Here is a 14,723-nt window from a genome sequence, read left to right as displayed (position 1 = left end):
CGCTTTCAGGTCAGGGCATCAGGCTACGCAGAATGAGGTTGGAGGTCAGCGTGGGCGCTACCTCGATAAAATCCAGATTGTGCTGCAGCAGCAACGGGTTTACGAAGGGGCGCAAGGCCAGATGAATCGCTTCGACGGTCTCGTCCAGCGGGGTCTTGCGCTCGAACTCTCCGAGCTCTCGCCCTTCACGCACGATGTCGAAGATAAAGCGCTTGATCTGCTCCTCATACACCTGAGCACTTGGCCAACGCTCCGCTGCGGAGAATGCCGCGATGTCGTAAAGCTTGCGATCATTGAAGAACAGGTCCACACCCGTGGCAATCACGGTTTTCACCAGTCGACGGAAACGCTCGGTCGGCGAAATCCCCTCTGCGTTAACAGCCTGTTCGACCGCTGCAACCATTTGCCCCAGACAATTCGAGCAGATCGCTTCGCCGATCGCCTGTTTGGAATCAAAGAATTTATAGATGTACGCCTTGGAAAAACCGATGGACCTGGCCAGATCGGAAACCGTGGTTTTGCCATAGCCGTTTTGGCTGAAGTGTTCATTGGCTGCCGCGACAATCTGATCACGAATCTCGTGATCGACTGGGCCACGTGGGCCGGGCGAAGATATGGATGGCTGATTCATGGGCGTAGCTTACTCACCCTGTCGAGGTCTTACAAATCGTGACCAATAGACTACATATTCACGAAAAACGGCTGTCTGAAACGGGCTGACGTTCAAGTCATCGAACAGGGTGGATCGGCCCTTCTACGGCGTTTCCACTTCATCGACCGGCAACACCGGCAATGAAGCAAACATTTCGGCGCGGCATACCTCAAGGATTTCATCCGCCAAGGCGGAATCATCCGGACAGGCGCGTGACAAGACAATTGCGCCGACCGCACGCGACAGCAAGTCGATCATTTTCCTTCTTCCCTCACCCTCCGCGGCATCCGGCCCTGTCGGATATTTTTCCCCCAGAGTTTGCAGGGTGCGTTCAATGCCTTCGGCAAACGTGGCTTTCACATCGTCCGACTGACGCGCCGCGTCGCCACACAGTGCGGCCATCGTGCAACCGCTGCCGCGTCCGTCGCGATGTTCTCGATTCACGTAGACGTTGATGAAACCGGGCACGTCGAGCGCCTGGGCGCCGGTCAACGATTTGCCGAGACTGCAGGCCGAAGCTTCGGCCATCAGGTCAGCCTTCGAGCCGAAGTGCTTGTAGAAGCCTCCATGGGTGAACCCGGCAGCCGCCATGAGATCGGCCACACCGACGCCATCAAAGCCACGCTCACGGAACAGCTCTGAGGCCGTTTCAACGATGTGTTCTCGATTGGCCTGCGCCTGGGCCTTGGTCACTCTCACGTGCAATACCTCGTGTTTAGCGGGAATTCCTGCGTCCGATGATACATAGATGTCGCCCATAATCAAAACCGTTGACAGTTTAGATTTCGATCATCATCCTAATTTCACACCCCACCGATCTCCATCAACGGGCACGGAAGATTCATCAGATGACCAAACAGACTCTGTTCACCCCTTACACGCTAGGCAGTCTCACGTTGTCGAACCGCGTTGTTCTCGCACCGCTGACACGCAACCGCGCAGGCCAGGGCTTTGTCCCCAGCGAATTCGCGGCCGTCTATTACAGCCAGCGCGCCAGCGCCGGTTTGCTGATCAGCGAAGCGACGCAGATTTCCCGACAGGGCCAGGGTTATCAGGACACCCCCGGGATCTACACCCAGGCACAGATTGACGGTTGGCGCACAGTCACTGATGCCGTCCACGCCAAGGGCGGAAAAATCTTCCTGCAGCTGTGGCATGTCGGCCGCGTCTCACACGTTGACCTGCAAGAAAACGGCGCCGCACCGGTGGCCCCTTCTGCGCTGCGTGCCGCGACCAAAGTGTTCGTCAACAACCGCTTTGAAGACGTCTCGGAACCCCGCGCGCTGGAACTCGACGAACTGCCGGGGATCGTCTCCGATTTCCGCCAGGCCGCGGCCAACGCGGTCGCTGCCGGGTTCGACGGCGTGGAGATTCACGGTGCAAACGGCTATTTGCTGGATCAATTCCTCAAGGACAACGCCAATCTGCGCACCGACGCTTACGGCGGTTCGATTGAAAACCGTGCGCGTCTGTTGCTCGAAGTGACGGCGGCGGTCGTCAATGAGATCGGCGCAGATCGCACCGGTGTGCGTCTGTCTCCCGTGTCGCCGGCCAACGGCGTGGCCAGCAGCGATCCGCAGGCGCAATTCAATTACGTCGTCGAGCAACTCGATGCCCTCGGCGTGGTTTACCTGCACGTGGTCGAAGGCGCGACCGGCGGCCCGCGCGACGTGGCGCCCTTCAATTTCGACGCCCTGCGCCAGCGCTTCAAAAACACCTATATCGCCAACAACGGCTATGACCTGGACCTGGCGACTGCGCGGCTGGCCGAAGACCAGGCCGATCTGATCGCCTTCGGTCGCCCGTTCATTGCCAACCCGGATCTGGTGGAGCGCCTCAAGCAGGGTGCGCCGCTGTCCGCGTTCAATCCCGCCACCCTCTACGGCGGCGACGCGGCGGGCTACATCGACTACCCGACGCTGGCTGAATCGAGCGTCAGCGCAAGCTGAGCGCGTTCCGTTTCTCACCTCCTGAAAGAGAGATACCCCATGAGCACTCGCCCTACTGTTCTCATCACTGGCGCCTCCACCGGCATTGGCGCCGTCTATGCCGAACGCTTCGCCAAACGTGGTCACGATCTGGTACTGGTCGCCCGCGATCAGGCTCGCCTGGACGCACTGGCAGCGCGCTTGCGCAGCGAGCACGACGTCGCCGTCGATGTTATCCCGGCGGACCTGACCCAACTCGCCGATCTGACCACCGTTGAAAGCCGCCTGCGCGACGACGCCCGCATCGGCATTCTCGTCAATAACGCCGGCGCCGCGCTGTCCGGCCACTTCGTCGACCAAAGCACCGACAGCGTCGCGCAACTGGTTGCCCTCAACACCACGGCGCTGGTGCGGCTCGCCAGCGCCATCGCCCCACGCCTGGCCAAGGCCGGCGACGGCGCAATCATCAACATCGGTTCGGTGGTGGGCCTGGCGCCGGAGTTCGGCATGAGCGTCTACGGTGCGACCAAGGCCTTCGTGCTGTTCCTGTCCCAGGGCCTGAGCCTGGAACTGTCGCCGCAGGGCGTCTATGTGCAAGCCGTGCTACCCGCCGCCACTCGCACGGAAATCTGGGATCGCTCCGGCGTCGACATCAACACCCTGAGCGAAATCATGGAAGTGGGTGATCTGGTGGATGCTGCACTGGTCGGTTTTGATCGTCGCGAACCTGTGACCATCCCGCCGCTGCACGAAGCCGAGCGCTGGGATGAACTGCAGGGCGCACGTCAGGGCCTGCTGGGGCAAATCCGTCAGTCTGCGGTTGCCCAGCGCTATCAGACGCCACAGTGATTTTTTGCTAGCGAGCATTCGCGCCGGATTCGATGCAGGCACAGGGCATTGCATCGAATCCTGCTGGCTTGCCGGAGTGACAATGAGTTCAATACAGACAAATTCCCGCTCGGGTTCGCCGACGTCATTCATCGACGCGGCGAACCAGTCGATCACGGTCAACGGCATTCCCTTCGCCTACCGCGACACCGGGCCCGCAACCGGCGTGCCCCTCGTGCTGTTCAATCATTGGGGCGCGGTGCTGGACAACTTCGACCCCGCGATCATCGATGGCCTGGCGCAAACCAGACGCGTCATCACCACCGACTATCGCGGCATCGGCAACTCGGGCGGCACCGCGCCACTGACGGTGGGTGAAATGGCCGACGATGCCATCCAGCTGATCAGGGCGCTGGGGCTGAAAACCGTGGATGTGCTCGGTTTCTCCCTCGGAGGTTTCGTCGCTCAGGACATTGCCCTCAAGGCGCCTGACTTGTTACGCCGGTTGATTCTGACCGGTACTGGACCGGCGGGCGGCACCGGCATCGACAAGGTCGGCACAGTGTCATGGCCATTGATCCTCAAAGGCTTGCTGACCCTGCGCGATCCCAAGTTCTACCTTTTCTTCACCTCGTCGGCCAATGGACGACGGTCTGCCTCGCAGTATTTGAGACGTCTCAAGGCACGCAAGAACAATCGCGACAAGGGCCCGACTCCACGCGCCTTCCTGCGGCAATTGAAAGCCATCACGGCGTGGGGCAGACAACCGCGGCAAGCGCTCGGACGCTTGCGCACACCGACACTGGTCGTCAACGGCGACAACGACATCATGGTGCCCAGCGTTAACTCGTTTGAACTGGCCAGGCTTATCCCCGACGCACAGTTGGTAATTTATGAGGATGCCGGGCATGGCGGGATTTTCCAGCATCACGCCGACTTTGTGGCCAAGGCGCAGGCGTTTCTCGATGCTTGATCACGTCACGCAGCAACACCGCAACCCACCGACTCCCCTCCGTACAACCAGCAAGAGCCGCACCACGATGAAAGCATTTCTGATTGATGGCTATGGCAAGAACCCCGGACGCATTGGCGAAGCACCCGCCCCTGCAGTCGGTGCCCACGACATCTTGATCGAGGTCCATGCGAGCAGTGTCAACGTGCTGGATTCGAAGATCAGCAAAGGCGAGTTCAAGCTGATCCTGCCCTACGCCTTTCCGTTGATATTGGGCAATGACCTGGCGGGTGTCGTGGTTGAAGTCGGCCCGCAGGTGACACGCTTCAAACCGGGAGACGAGGTATACGCTCGCCCGCCCGAAGCGCGGATCGGGACGTTCGCCCAATTGATCGCCGTGAACGAAAACGCGGTTGCCCTGAAACCCGCCAATACCGACATGGCGCAAGCCGCATCCCTGCCCTTGGTTGCACTGACCGCCTGGCAAGTACTGGTTGAAACCGCCCGGCTGCAAAAGGGCCAGAAAGTGCTGATTCACGCGGGTTCCGGCGGCGTCGGCAGCATTGCCATTCAGCTTGCCAAACACCTCGGTGCGTTTGTCGCCACAACCACCAGTACCGCCAATGTCGAATGGGTCAAGGCGCTGGGGGCCGATCTGGTGATCGACTACACACAGCAGAACTTCGAAAATGTGCTGCAAGACTACGACGTGGTGCTTAACAGCCTCGGCGCCGACGTGCTGGAGAAGTCACTCAAGGTCCTCAAGCCCGGCGGCCAACTCATTTCCATCTCGGGCCCACCCACTGTGCAGTTCGCGAGGGAGCAAGGATTGTCCTGGCCATTGCAGCAAGTCATGCGCCTGCTGAGCCTTGGCATTCGTCGCAAAGCGCGCAAGCAGGACGTCAGCTATGCGTTCGTGTTCATGCGGGCCAATGGCGCTCAACTGCAACGCATCACCGCGCTCGTTGAGGACGGAATCATCAAACCTGTGGTTGATCGCTCCTTCCCCTTTGAATCAACGGCCGAGGCATTGAAGTACGTTGAGCGGGGACGCGCCAAGGGCAAGGTCGTTGTTGCGCTCAAATGACCACGCCGCCTGTTCCTGAATCGAACGTAGACACTGCACACCCTTTACTGCTGGAGCGGCCCTCAGCCGAAGTGATTTCGCCAGAGGAGCAGCAAGCGCTTCAACCGGATGATGTGCAGGTTCAACCGCCCGTTATCGTTTGGCGCAGTTTGATGCTTGAGCCATAAGGAAGGTTGCAGGTGATCTCGTCAGGCTGTCGCGCTCGACTCGACAAGATGAATTTGCGTGGCATTGCGTCCGGCCAGCCAGGCCAGCACGGAAGCGGCGACCAGGACAGCGGCGCTAAGCTCGAAGGTGGCTTTGTAACCGCTCAAATCAAAGGCCAGACCGCCAATGATTGCGCCGCCGGCGATCGCCAGTTGGACGATGGCTACCAGCAAGCCGCCTCCGGCTTCCGCATCATCCGGGAGCGTCTGCGCCAGCCACGTCCACCAGCCGACCGGCGCGGCCGTGGCAACCAGCCCCCAGAGTCCGAGCAGCACGGCGGTCAGCACCGGCGATTTGCCGAAGCTGACCAACGCCAGCGCGATCACCGCCATGATCAGCGGAATGGCGGTCAACGTGCGGTAGAGGCCGCGCCCCACAAACCGTTCGATCAGAAAGGTGCCGATAAAACCTGCCACTCCAAGCCCCAGCAGCATGAACGACAAGGTTGAGACACTGACGCCCGTCACGCCCTCAAGAAATGGTCGCAGGTAGGTGAACAGCATGAACTGGCCCATGAAAAAGACGCTGACGGCGACCATGCCCAAAGCTACTGGCAATTGCTTCATCAGACGCAGAACGTTGCCGCTACCTGCCTGGCGTTCGGCCTTGAAGGACGGCAGGCTGATCAGCAGCCACACGGCGGCAAGCACCGCGACCGGAACCACACAGAAGAATGCACCGCGCCAGCCGATCAACGAGCCGAGAAAGCTGCCCGCCGGAGCGGCGATGACCGTGGCCAAAGCGTTGCCGCCATTGACGATGGCCAGCGCACGGGAAACCTGTTCAGGCTTCACCAGGCGCATGGCAGTCGCCGCCGACAGCGACCAGAAACCACCAATCGCAATCCCGATCAACGCACGTCCGAACATGAACGACGGGTAGCCCGGGGCGAGTGCGACGACTGTACCGGAGACGATCATCAACAAGGTCAGGCCCAACAACAATTTCTTCCGTTCGATGCGAGCGGCGACCGAGGCAATCAACAGACTGGTGATCAAGGCAAAGGCACCGGACACGGAAATTCCCTGCCCGGCCTGGCCTTCGGTGATGTGCAGGTCTGCTGCAATCGGCGTCAGCAGGCTGACGGGCATGAACTCGGAAGCGACCAGAGCGAATGCGGCCAGCGACATCGCCAGCACGGCGCTCCAGCCGCCCGTTCTTTTAGAAGGTTTTGTAGAAGGTAACGTCATGAAAACTACCTGTGGTGCGAAAAAACGTAGGGGGGTGATGCGCAGGGACAAGCGGTTTGTCGCCCATCCGGGCACCGCCCCTGTAACAGATAGACACATTCTCCCGGTCAGTCCGGTGCTTCCCTAGTGCATTCCTCTTGAATGCTTGCCTGATCCTCTGGGGATGCAGGGTGATGGATAGGAAACGTCGCGCGCGCGCATTAGAGTCCGGTCAAAGGAGTGAGCCCACATGATCCCGACCCCTCTGCCCCAGGAATCACCTTTGGCGCGGCACATCGACCCGCGTGTGAACGCGCCGGGTGACTTCGCCACGTCGATACCCGGGCTGTCGCTGTTTCGTCGCGACCAGCCGGCGCCCCCCGTTGTGTGCATGATCGAACCCAGCCTGATTCTCGTGGGTCGTGGCGAAAAGCGCTTGTGGGTCGGCGGTGAGGGCTACAGCTATGACCCGTCGCGGTTTCTGGTCACGTCGCTGGACCTGCCCGCCAACTCCGAAGTAATGCTCGCCACTCCCGAATGGCCCTGTGTCGGCCTTGTGCTGAAACTGGATGTCAGCATGCTTGCCGAGGTCATTACCAAGAGCGGCTTGCCCGCGAAACGCCAGCCATCAACGGGTACGGGCGCTGCGATTGGCAGCCTGTCGTCAGCGTTGGAGGACGCGCTCGATCGCCTGCTGGCATTGCTCGATGAACCCGAGGCGATCCCGGTCCTGGCGCCGCTGATTCTGCGAGAAATCCACTATCGGCTGCTCCACACCGACCAAGGCCCGCGACTGCGGCAGATCACTGCCGTCGACGGTCAGGGTTATCGCATCGCCAAGGCCATTGACTGGCTGAAGGTCAACTACACCGATGCCCTGCGCATCGACGATCTGGCGGCGCGAGTGCAGATGAGCGCGCCGACCTTTCACCATCATTTCCGCCAGCTCACCGGCATGAGTCCGCTGCAATACCAGAAATGGCTGCGGCTCAACGAAGCGCGCCGACTGATGCTGATCGAGCGCCTCGATGTGTCGCGGGCAGCGTTTGCGGTGGGCTATGAAAGCCCTTCGCAGTTCAGCCGCGAATACGGCCGTCTGTTCGGCACCGCGCCGAGCCGCGACATGGCCCTTTTGCGCGGGCAGCCCTTCGAGGCAGCAGCGCTCGGCACAGTCGCGAATTGAACGAAAACCGGTGATGCGCCCCGCCGCGTGTCACCGCTCATAACAATGCACGTCAACCGATGATCAGCGGGTGAATCATGGAACTACGAATCAACCAGAAGACCTATCAGGTCGATGCCGACGCCGATACGCCCCTGCTGTGGGTGATCCGCGATGATCTGGGCATGACCGGCACCAAGTACGGCTGCGGACTGGCGCAATGCGGCGCCTGCTCGGTGCTGGTGGACGGCAACGTCGTGCGCTCGTGCGTCACGCCGGTGGCGGGTGTGGTTGGCCGCGAGGTCACCACCATTGAAGCCATCGAAACCGATGACGTGGGCAAACGAGTCGTCTCGACCTGGGTCGATCTGCAGGTCGCCCAGTGCGGCTACTGCCAGTCCGGGCAGGTGATGGCTGCCACCGCGCTGCTCAAGCAGAACCCCAAACCGAGTGATGCGCAGATCGAGGCGGCGATGGTCAATCTGTGCCGCTGCGGTACTTACAACGCCATTCATGCCGCCGTGCATGAACTTGCCGGCAAGGGGGACGCGTGATGAACGTTCGTATCGACCCTTCACAACACGCTTCAGCCCTGGATCTGCAGGAACCGATCAATGTGTCGCGCAGACGTTTCCTGACCGGTACCGCCGTCGGCGCGCTGGTGCTCGGCTTCGGCCTCCCACTCGGTTCCACACGGGTGCAAGCTGCAGCGGCGACGACGGCCGAGCGCGGCACGCAGGTCCCGGCGTTTCTCGAGATCCGTCCGGACAACCGCGTGCGTCTGCTGTGCCCGTTCATGGAAGGTGGACAAGGCACGTTCACCGCAATGGCGCAGATCGTCGGTGAAGAACTGGATGCCGATCCGGCGACCTTCCTGGTCGAAGCCGCCCCGCCCGGCGAGGCCTACGTAGTCATGGAGAACGGCATGCGCATCACCGGCGGCAGTATGTCGGTGCGCATGAGTTACCCGGTCATGCGCCGCCTCGGTGCCCTCGCCCGCGCCATGCTGTTGCAGGCCGGCGCGCAGCAACTGGGCGTGCCGGTGAGCGAGTTGAGCACCGAGCCTGGCAAGGTGGTCCATGCGAAGTCGGGCCGCTCGCTGGCCTACGGTGAACTGGCCGAGCGCGCGATGGATCTGCCGGTACCCGATCCGGCCTCGGTGAAGCTGCGTGATCCGAGCCAGTTCCGCTGGATCGGCAAACCGGTGAAGCGTCTCGACGCTTACGACAAATCCACGGGCAAGGCGCTGTACAGCATCGATCTGAAAGTCGACGACATGCTGCATGCCGCCGTTCAACATGCCCCGCGCCTGGGGATGACCGTGGGCAACTTGCGCAACGAAGACCAGGTCAAGGCGATGAAAGGCGTGCATTCCGTGCACCGTCTGCCGGGCGCTGTAGCGGTGGTCGCCGAGCGCTGGTGGCACGCCAAACGTGCCGTCGAGGCGATCCAGGTCGACTGGCAAGAGCCGACGGCCGACAGCAAAGTGCGGCCGATGCCCGCTGACTTTTCCAGCGATGCCTGGTTCAAGCGCCTCGCTGAAGATAAAAGCCCGGCCAAAGATGATGAAAACGAAGGCGACGTGGCGGCGATTCTCAAGGAGACCAAGACCCGGATCGACGCCACCTACCACAACCAGTATTTGAACCACGGCCAACTGGAGCCTCCGTCGGCATTGGCCCGATTCAATCCGGACGGTTCGCTGGAAGTCTGGCTGCCGAATCAGGCGCCGGACATGTTCCGTGCCGACATCGCCAAACGCACCGGGCTCGATCCGTCACGCATCACCTTGCATTCGCCGTTGTTGGGTGGGTTCTTCGGTCGGCATTTCCTCTACGACTCGGCCAGTCCCTACCCTCAGGCCATCGCGCTGGCCAAAGCGGTTGGGCGCCCGGTCAAACTGATCTGGAGTCGCGAAGAAGAGTTCCTGCGTGACGTGCTCCGCCCGGTTGCCGCGGTGAATTTCCGGGCGGCACTGGACAACGACGGCTGGCCGCTGGCAATCGAAGCGATCAGTGCCACCGAAGGCCCGACCGAAGCCCTCGCCGGCAAGCAAGGTGAAAAGCTCGATCCGACCGCGCTTGAAGGCTTGTCGGGCAAGTCCTATGCGATCCCCAACAAGCGCATCGCGCAGATTTACGTCAAAGGCCCGGCGATGCTTGGCTACTGGCGCTCGGTGGGCAATTCCCTCAACGACTTCTTCTATGAATCGTTCCTCGATGAACTGGCCGACAAGGGCGGCAAAGACCCGTTCGACCTGCGCCTGCATTTGCTGCGTGACAACCAACGGCTGACCACACTGCTGCAAGCCGTGGGTGAACTGTCGGGCGGCTGGAAACGTGGGCCGTTTACCGCCGAGGATGGCAGCAAACGTGCGCGCGGCGTGGCCATGGCTTCGCCGTTTGGTACGGAGACGGCGGTGATCGCCGAGGTGTCCATCGAGAACGGCCAGGTCAAGGTGCATGACATCTGGCAAGCGATTGATCCGGGCAGCATCGTCAACCCGGCGATTGTCGAGGCTCAGGTGAACGGCGCCGTGGCGTTGGGACTATCGCAGACGCTGGTGGAAGAAGCCGTGTGGATTGATGGCAAACCCCGGGCGCGCAACTACGACTTGTATCCGATCCTGCCGCCTGCGCGGATGGCACGGGTCCATGTGCGCGTGGTCGAGAGCGGGGAAAAAATGGGTGGCATCGGTGAGCCGCCGTTGCCTGCCGTCGCGCCTGCTGTCGCCAATGCGGTGGCAGCGCTGACCGGTCAGCGGGTGCGCAGCCTGCCCATGAGCCGACATACTTTCACTTGATCAGCGCCGGAGCGTTCATGAGTAACAGCCGATTCGCAAGAACCGCTGGCTGGCTGGCGGTGCCGTGCCTGCTCGCGGCAGGCCTTCTGGCCTGGTACGTCACCCGCGAGCCAGTCTCGCGCCTGGAGAACCATCAGATCGCCGTGGCCGACATCGACCCGGCTTTGGTCGCCCGTGGCGAATACGTCGCCAGGCTCAGCGATTGCGTAGCCTGTCACAGCGTGCCGGGCGGCGCGCCATTCGCCGGTGGGCTGGAAATGGCCACGCCGCTGGGCGCGATCCATGCGACCAATATCACCCCGGACACGGAAACCGGCATCGGCCACTACAGCCTGGCGGACTTCGACCGTGCCGTTCGCCACGGCGTGGCCCCCGACAGTCGCCGTCTGTACCCGGCGATGCCCTACCCGTCCTACGCCAAGCTCAGTGATGAAGACGTACGAGCGCTGTATGCGTTTTTCATGAAAGGCGTAGCGCCGGTCAAACAGGCGAACATCCCCAGTGCGATTCCGTTTCCGCTGAACCTGCGTTGGCCGATTGCGCTGTGGAACGGTGTATTTGTTGACGCCGAACCTTATGTGACCAAACCGACGCAGGATGAACGATGGAACCGCGGTGCTTATCTCGTGCAGGGCGCCGGGCACTGCGGCAGTTGCCACACGCCGCGCAGCCTGGCGTTCAACGAGAAGGCACTGGATGAGTCCGGCAAGCCATACCTCGCCGGCGCCCTGCTCGATGGCTGGTACGCCCCGAGCCTGCGTGATGATCACAACACCGGACTGGGCCGCTGGAGCGAGCAAGAGATCGTGCAGTTCCTCAAGACCGGTCGCAACCAGCACGCGGTGGTCTACGGCTCGATGACCGAGGCGTTCAACAACTCCACGCAGTTCATGAGCGATGACGATCTGACGGCCATTGCCCACTACCTGAAGTCGCTTCCCGGTGATCGCGAACGCGATGGTGCACCTTGGCAGTATCAAGCGGTTTCGGCAGCGCAACGTCTGGACTCGCCCGGTGCGCAGACCTACGTGACGCGCTGTGCGTCGTGCCACGGTCTGGACGGCAAGGGTCAATCGCAATGGATGCCGCCGCTGGCGGGCGCCACCTCGGCATTGGCCAAGGAAAGTGCCTCGGCAATCAACATCACTCTGAATGGTTCGCAACGAGTGGTGGCGGCCGGCGTACCGGATGCCTATCGCATGCCGGCCTTCCGTGAGCAGCTGTCGGATCAGCAGATCGCCGAGGTGCTGACTTTTATGCGCAGCACCTGGGGCAATCACGGCAACGCTGTGGATGCGAACACGGTTGGCAAACTGCGTGAGCACACTGATCCGGCCAGCAGCAGTCCGATCATCCTGCAGATGCGTTAAGACGAAATGGACGCGGTCGGGTTCGAAGCCAAGGGCAGTACGACAGAGACGATCCTCGCCACGCTGAAGCTTATTTGGGCTTACCGGGCAATACCGCCCCCAATACCTGTTTAGCCGTTTGCACGATGACACCCGCTTCGTCCGGGTCGCCCTTGAGCAGGGTAGTGGCGAATTTCTTCGCCTGTTCCAGCTTGATATGCGGAGGCAGCGGCGGCACGTTCGGGTCGGTCTTGAATTCGATGACGACCGGCACCTCCGAGGCGAACGCCTTTTCCCAGGCAGCGGCGACGTCTTCTTCCCGATCGACAAAAATGCCTTTGAGACCGATGGAGATGGCGAACAAGTGGTAAGGCACATCCGGAATACTTTGCGACGCTGTGAATTTTGGGTCGCCCTCCATCACGCGCTGCTCCCAGGTGACCTGATTCAAATCCTCGTTGTTGAACACGGCGCAGATCCACTTCGGGCTGTCCCACTGCCGCCAGTATTTGGCGACCGTTATCAGTTCGGCCATGTTGTTCATCTGCATGGCGCCATCGCCGACCAAGGCGATCACCGGCCGTTGCGGGAAAGCGAACTTCGCCGCGATCGCGTAGGGCACGGCGGCTCCCATCGAGGCCAGGCCACCGGAAAGCGAGCACTTCATGCCCTTGCGGATTTTCAGGTCACGGGCGAACCAGTTGGCGCAAGAACCGGAGTCGCTGGTGATGATGGCCTGCTCGGGTAACCGCGGGGACAACTCGTACACCACCCGTTGTGGGTTAACCGGATCGGCCTTGGCCATGGCGCGCTTCTCAAGGGTTTTATCCCAGCTCGCCCGCCAGCCTTCGATCTTTTTACGCCACTTGCGCAGCGGCTTGTGTTCGAGCAATGGTGCCAGTGCCGCGAGGGTCTCGGCTGCATCGCCAACCAGATTGACTTCCATCGGGTAGCGCAGACTTAGCATGTCGGGCTGCAAATCGATCTGGACCCCGCGCGCCTGCCCCTCCTTCGGCAGGAATTCGGCATAGGGAAACCCCGATCCGATCATCAGCAGGGTGTCGCACTCCGTCATCAGTTTGTAGCTCGGCTCTGTACCGAGCAGACCGATGCAGCCCGTGACCCAGGGCAACTCGTCCGGCAACACCGCTTTACCGAGCAGCGCCTTTGCCACTCCGGCGCCCAGTTTCTCGGCAATCGCAAACACTTGCTCGCTGGCTTGCAGCGCTCCGGCACCCACCAGAATCGCCACCTTCTCCCCTGCATTCAGCACGTCGGCGGCACGTTGCAGATCCGCGTCGTAAGGCAGCACCTTCGGCTTGCTGTAACCGATCCCGGAATGCGCGGTGCCATGGGCCCGCGCGGGGGCCTTGTACTCGATGTCCTGCAAGTCGTTCGGCAATATCAGCGCCGTCACCCGGCGTTCGCCGACCGCCGTGCGTACCGCGCGATCCAGTAGGTGCCGGACCTGCGAAGGTGCCGAAGCCTGCTGCACGAATGCTCCGGCCACGTCCTTGAACATCGAGACCAGATCCAGCTCCTGCTGATAATGGCTGCCCAGTGCCGTGCGCGCCTGCTGCCCGACAATCGCCAGCACCGGCATGTGGTCCAGCCGAGCGTCGTAAAGTCCGGTGATCAGGTGCGAGGCGCCGGGGCCGGATGTCGCGATGCACACACCCAGTTCACCAGTGAATTTGGCATGGGCGGACGCCATGAACGCCGCCATTTCCTCGTGACGCGCCTGGACGAACTCGATCTTGCCACCTGCCCGGCTCAACGCACCGAAGACGCCGTTGATACCGTCGCCGGGATAACCAAAAATTCGTGTCACACCCCATTGGCTCAGGCGCTCGACCAGAAAATCACCCACTGTCACCGTCATGTCCGACCTCATCTTTTCATTGCGTATGACATCCCGGTGCGCCGACATCCACGACACGCTCGGGAGATGTAAAGGTCTGGACAGCCCGTCGGACGGCGAAGTTTCGATTAGTTGCGCCCTTGATCCCTCCCACGCCGATACAGGCTACAGAGCGATACAAAAACTCCGCTGCACGACACATCCCGGGTACATGCCAATGCAAAAGTGTGAGCCATCGGAACCTTCACTGTCCGACATCCCCCATCACTCAGGCAGGTATTTCCATGATCAATCAACTCGACACCGTGCTGTACACCGGCAAGACCCGCACCACCGGCGGGCGCGATGGCGCATCGCGCAGTTCGGACGGCAACCTGGACATCAAGCTCTCGCCACCCGGTTCAAATGGCAGCGGCACCAATCCCGAACAGCTGTTGGCAGCCGGTTGGTCGGCCTGCTTCATCGGCGCCATGGGCAAGGCAGCCGCGGCACAGAAGATCAGGCTTCCGGCGGAGGTGGCGGTCGAAACCGAAATCGATCTGGGCAAGGCCGGCGATGCATTCTTTCTTCAGGCGCGCTTGAGTGTCAGCCTGCCGGGGCTGGAGCCTTCGGTCGCTCAGGCGCTGGTGGACGCTGCGCATCAGACCTGCCCTTACTCAAAGGCCACTCGCGGCAACATCGACGTCACCCTGCGGCTGATCTGAATCAGCCCTGTTTGATCCGAC

Annotated in this window: 13 protein-coding genes; 9 read left to right on the top strand and 4 right to left on the bottom strand. The window is 61.5% G+C overall.

Features of this window, described 5'->3' with window-relative positions:
• Positions 1-10: 10 nt before the first annotated feature.
• Both C1X29_RS21725 and C1X29_RS21720 read right to left on the bottom strand, forming a co-directional pair.
• Positions 11-631 (bottom strand): TetR/AcrR family transcriptional regulator, encoded by a 621-nt coding sequence (locus C1X29_RS21725; RefSeq protein ID WP_102718336.1) that lies wholly within the window; start codon positions 629-631, stop codon positions 11-13.
• 123 nt (positions 632-754) lie between these two features.
• The gene (locus C1X29_RS21720; RefSeq protein ID WP_173940207.1) at positions 755-1,351 is read right to left on the bottom strand and encodes a TetR/AcrR family transcriptional regulator; all 597 of its coding nucleotides are present in this window, start codon (positions 1,349-1,351) and stop codon (positions 755-757) included.
• Positions 1,352-1,500: 149 nt separating this feature from the next.
• Between C1X29_RS21720 and C1X29_RS21715 the strand changes: the two genes are divergently transcribed.
• From C1X29_RS21715 to C1X29_RS21700, 4 genes are all read left to right on the top strand, one after another.
• Complete coding sequence (locus C1X29_RS21715) at positions 1,501-2,601, top strand: alkene reductase (protein ID WP_085747366.1); 1,101 nt, start codon at positions 1,501-1,503, stop codon at positions 2,599-2,601.
• 39 nt (positions 2,602-2,640) lie between these two features.
• Positions 2,641-3,429, top strand: a complete 789-nt coding sequence (locus tag C1X29_RS21710) for an SDR family oxidoreductase (RefSeq protein WP_085747367.1) — start codon at positions 2,641-2,643, stop codon at positions 3,427-3,429.
• An 82-nt stretch (positions 3,430-3,511) separates the two neighbouring features.
• Positions 3,512-4,381 carry an alpha/beta fold hydrolase gene (locus tag C1X29_RS21705; protein ID WP_085747368.1) on the top strand — a complete coding sequence of 290 codons (870 nt, stop codon included), beginning with the start codon at positions 3,512-3,514 and terminating at the stop codon, positions 4,379-4,381.
• A gap of 67 nt (positions 4,382-4,448) precedes the next feature.
• Positions 4,449-5,447, top strand: a complete 999-nt coding sequence (locus C1X29_RS21700; RefSeq protein WP_085747369.1) for an NADP-dependent oxidoreductase — start codon at positions 4,449-4,451, stop codon at positions 5,445-5,447.
• A 188-nt stretch (positions 5,448-5,635) separates the two neighbouring features.
• On the opposite strand, the gene C1X29_RS21695 is transcribed toward C1X29_RS21700, so the two are convergent.
• Positions 5,636-6,844, bottom strand: coding sequence for an MFS transporter (locus C1X29_RS21695; protein ID WP_102718335.1), 1,209 nt, complete (start codon positions 6,842-6,844; stop codon positions 5,636-5,638).
• Positions 6,845-7,073: 229 nt separating this feature from the next.
• Between C1X29_RS21695 and C1X29_RS21690 the strand changes: the two genes are divergently transcribed.
• The 4 genes from C1X29_RS21690 to C1X29_RS21675 all read left to right on the top strand — a co-directional run bounded on the left by C1X29_RS21690 (position 7,074) and on the right by C1X29_RS21675 (position 12,158).
• Entirely contained in the window at positions 7,074-8,006 is a 933-nt protein-coding gene (locus C1X29_RS21690) for an AraC family transcriptional regulator (protein WP_102718334.1), read from the top strand.
• A gap of 77 nt (positions 8,007-8,083) precedes the next feature.
• Positions 8,084-8,539 carry a (2Fe-2S)-binding protein gene (locus C1X29_RS21685; protein ID WP_085611777.1) on the top strand — a complete coding sequence of 152 codons (456 nt, stop codon included), beginning with the start codon at positions 8,084-8,086 and terminating at the stop codon, positions 8,537-8,539.
• Positions 8,539-10,788: a molybdopterin cofactor-binding domain-containing protein gene (locus C1X29_RS21680; RefSeq protein WP_102718333.1), complete on the top strand. Its 2,250-nt coding sequence runs from the start codon at positions 8,539-8,541 to the stop codon at positions 10,786-10,788. The genes C1X29_RS21685 and C1X29_RS21680 overlap by 1 nt, the downstream gene beginning before the upstream one ends.
• Before the next feature lie 17 nt (positions 10,789-10,805).
• Positions 10,806-12,158 (top strand): cytochrome c, encoded by a 1,353-nt coding sequence (locus C1X29_RS21675; RefSeq protein ID WP_102718332.1) that lies wholly within the window; start codon positions 10,806-10,808, stop codon positions 12,156-12,158.
• Between the two features lie 70 nt (positions 12,159-12,228).
• Here the strand turns inward: C1X29_RS21675 and C1X29_RS21670 are convergent, their stop codons facing one another.
• Positions 12,229-14,019, bottom strand: a complete 1,791-nt coding sequence (locus C1X29_RS21670; RefSeq protein WP_085747374.1) for a thiamine pyrophosphate-requiring protein — start codon at positions 14,017-14,019, stop codon at positions 12,229-12,231.
• A gap of 263 nt (positions 14,020-14,282) precedes the next feature.
• Here C1X29_RS21670 and C1X29_RS21665 point away from each other — a divergent pair, with 263 nt between their 5' ends.
• Positions 14,283-14,702: an organic hydroperoxide resistance protein gene (locus C1X29_RS21665; protein ID WP_085747375.1), complete on the top strand. Its 420-nt coding sequence runs from the start codon at positions 14,283-14,285 to the stop codon at positions 14,700-14,702.
• The last annotated feature ends 21 nt before the right edge of the window (positions 14,703-14,723 follow it).

It is taken from the genome of Pseudomonas sp. GW456-12-10-14-LB2 (assembly GCF_002884345.1).
GTDB lineage: Bacteria > Pseudomonadota > Gammaproteobacteria > Pseudomonadales > Pseudomonadaceae > Aquipseudomonas > Aquipseudomonas paraglycinae.
The sequence above is the reverse complement of the archived record's forward strand: the minus strand, read 5'-3'. Positions and strand labels throughout refer to the sequence as shown.

Coding starts and splice junctions, on each gene's coding strand:
- C1X29_RS21680 (WP_102718333.1), top strand. CDS start 8,539: ATGAACGTTCGTATCGACCCTTCACAACACGCTTCAGCCCTGGATCTG.
- C1X29_RS21685 (WP_085611777.1), top strand. CDS start 8,084: ATGGAACTACGAATCAACCAGAAGACCTATCAGGTCGATGCCGACGCC.
- C1X29_RS21710 (WP_085747367.1), top strand. CDS start 2,641: ATGAGCACTCGCCCTACTGTTCTCATCACTGGCGCCTCCACCGGCATT.
- C1X29_RS21725 (WP_102718336.1), bottom strand. CDS start 631: ATGAATCAGCCATCCATATCTTCGCCCGGCCCACGTGGCCCAGTCGAT.
- C1X29_RS21715 (WP_085747366.1), top strand. CDS start 1,501: ATGACCAAACAGACTCTGTTCACCCCTTACACGCTAGGCAGTCTCACG.
- C1X29_RS21705 (WP_085747368.1), top strand. CDS start 3,512: ATGAGTTCAATACAGACAAATTCCCGCTCGGGTTCGCCGACGTCATTC.
- C1X29_RS21700 (WP_085747369.1), top strand. CDS start 4,449: ATGAAAGCATTTCTGATTGATGGCTATGGCAAGAACCCCGGACGCATT.
- C1X29_RS21670 (WP_085747374.1), bottom strand. CDS start 14,019: ATGACGGTGACAGTGGGTGATTTTCTGGTCGAGCGCCTGAGCCAATGG.
- C1X29_RS21690 (WP_102718334.1), top strand. CDS start 7,074: ATGATCCCGACCCCTCTGCCCCAGGAATCACCTTTGGCGCGGCACATC.
- C1X29_RS21675 (WP_102718332.1), top strand. CDS start 10,806: ATGAGTAACAGCCGATTCGCAAGAACCGCTGGCTGGCTGGCGGTGCCG.
- C1X29_RS21695 (WP_102718335.1), bottom strand. CDS start 6,844: ATGACGTTACCTTCTACAAAACCTTCTAAAAGAACGGGCGGCTGGAGC.
- C1X29_RS21665 (WP_085747375.1), top strand. CDS start 14,283: ATGATCAATCAACTCGACACCGTGCTGTACACCGGCAAGACCCGCACC.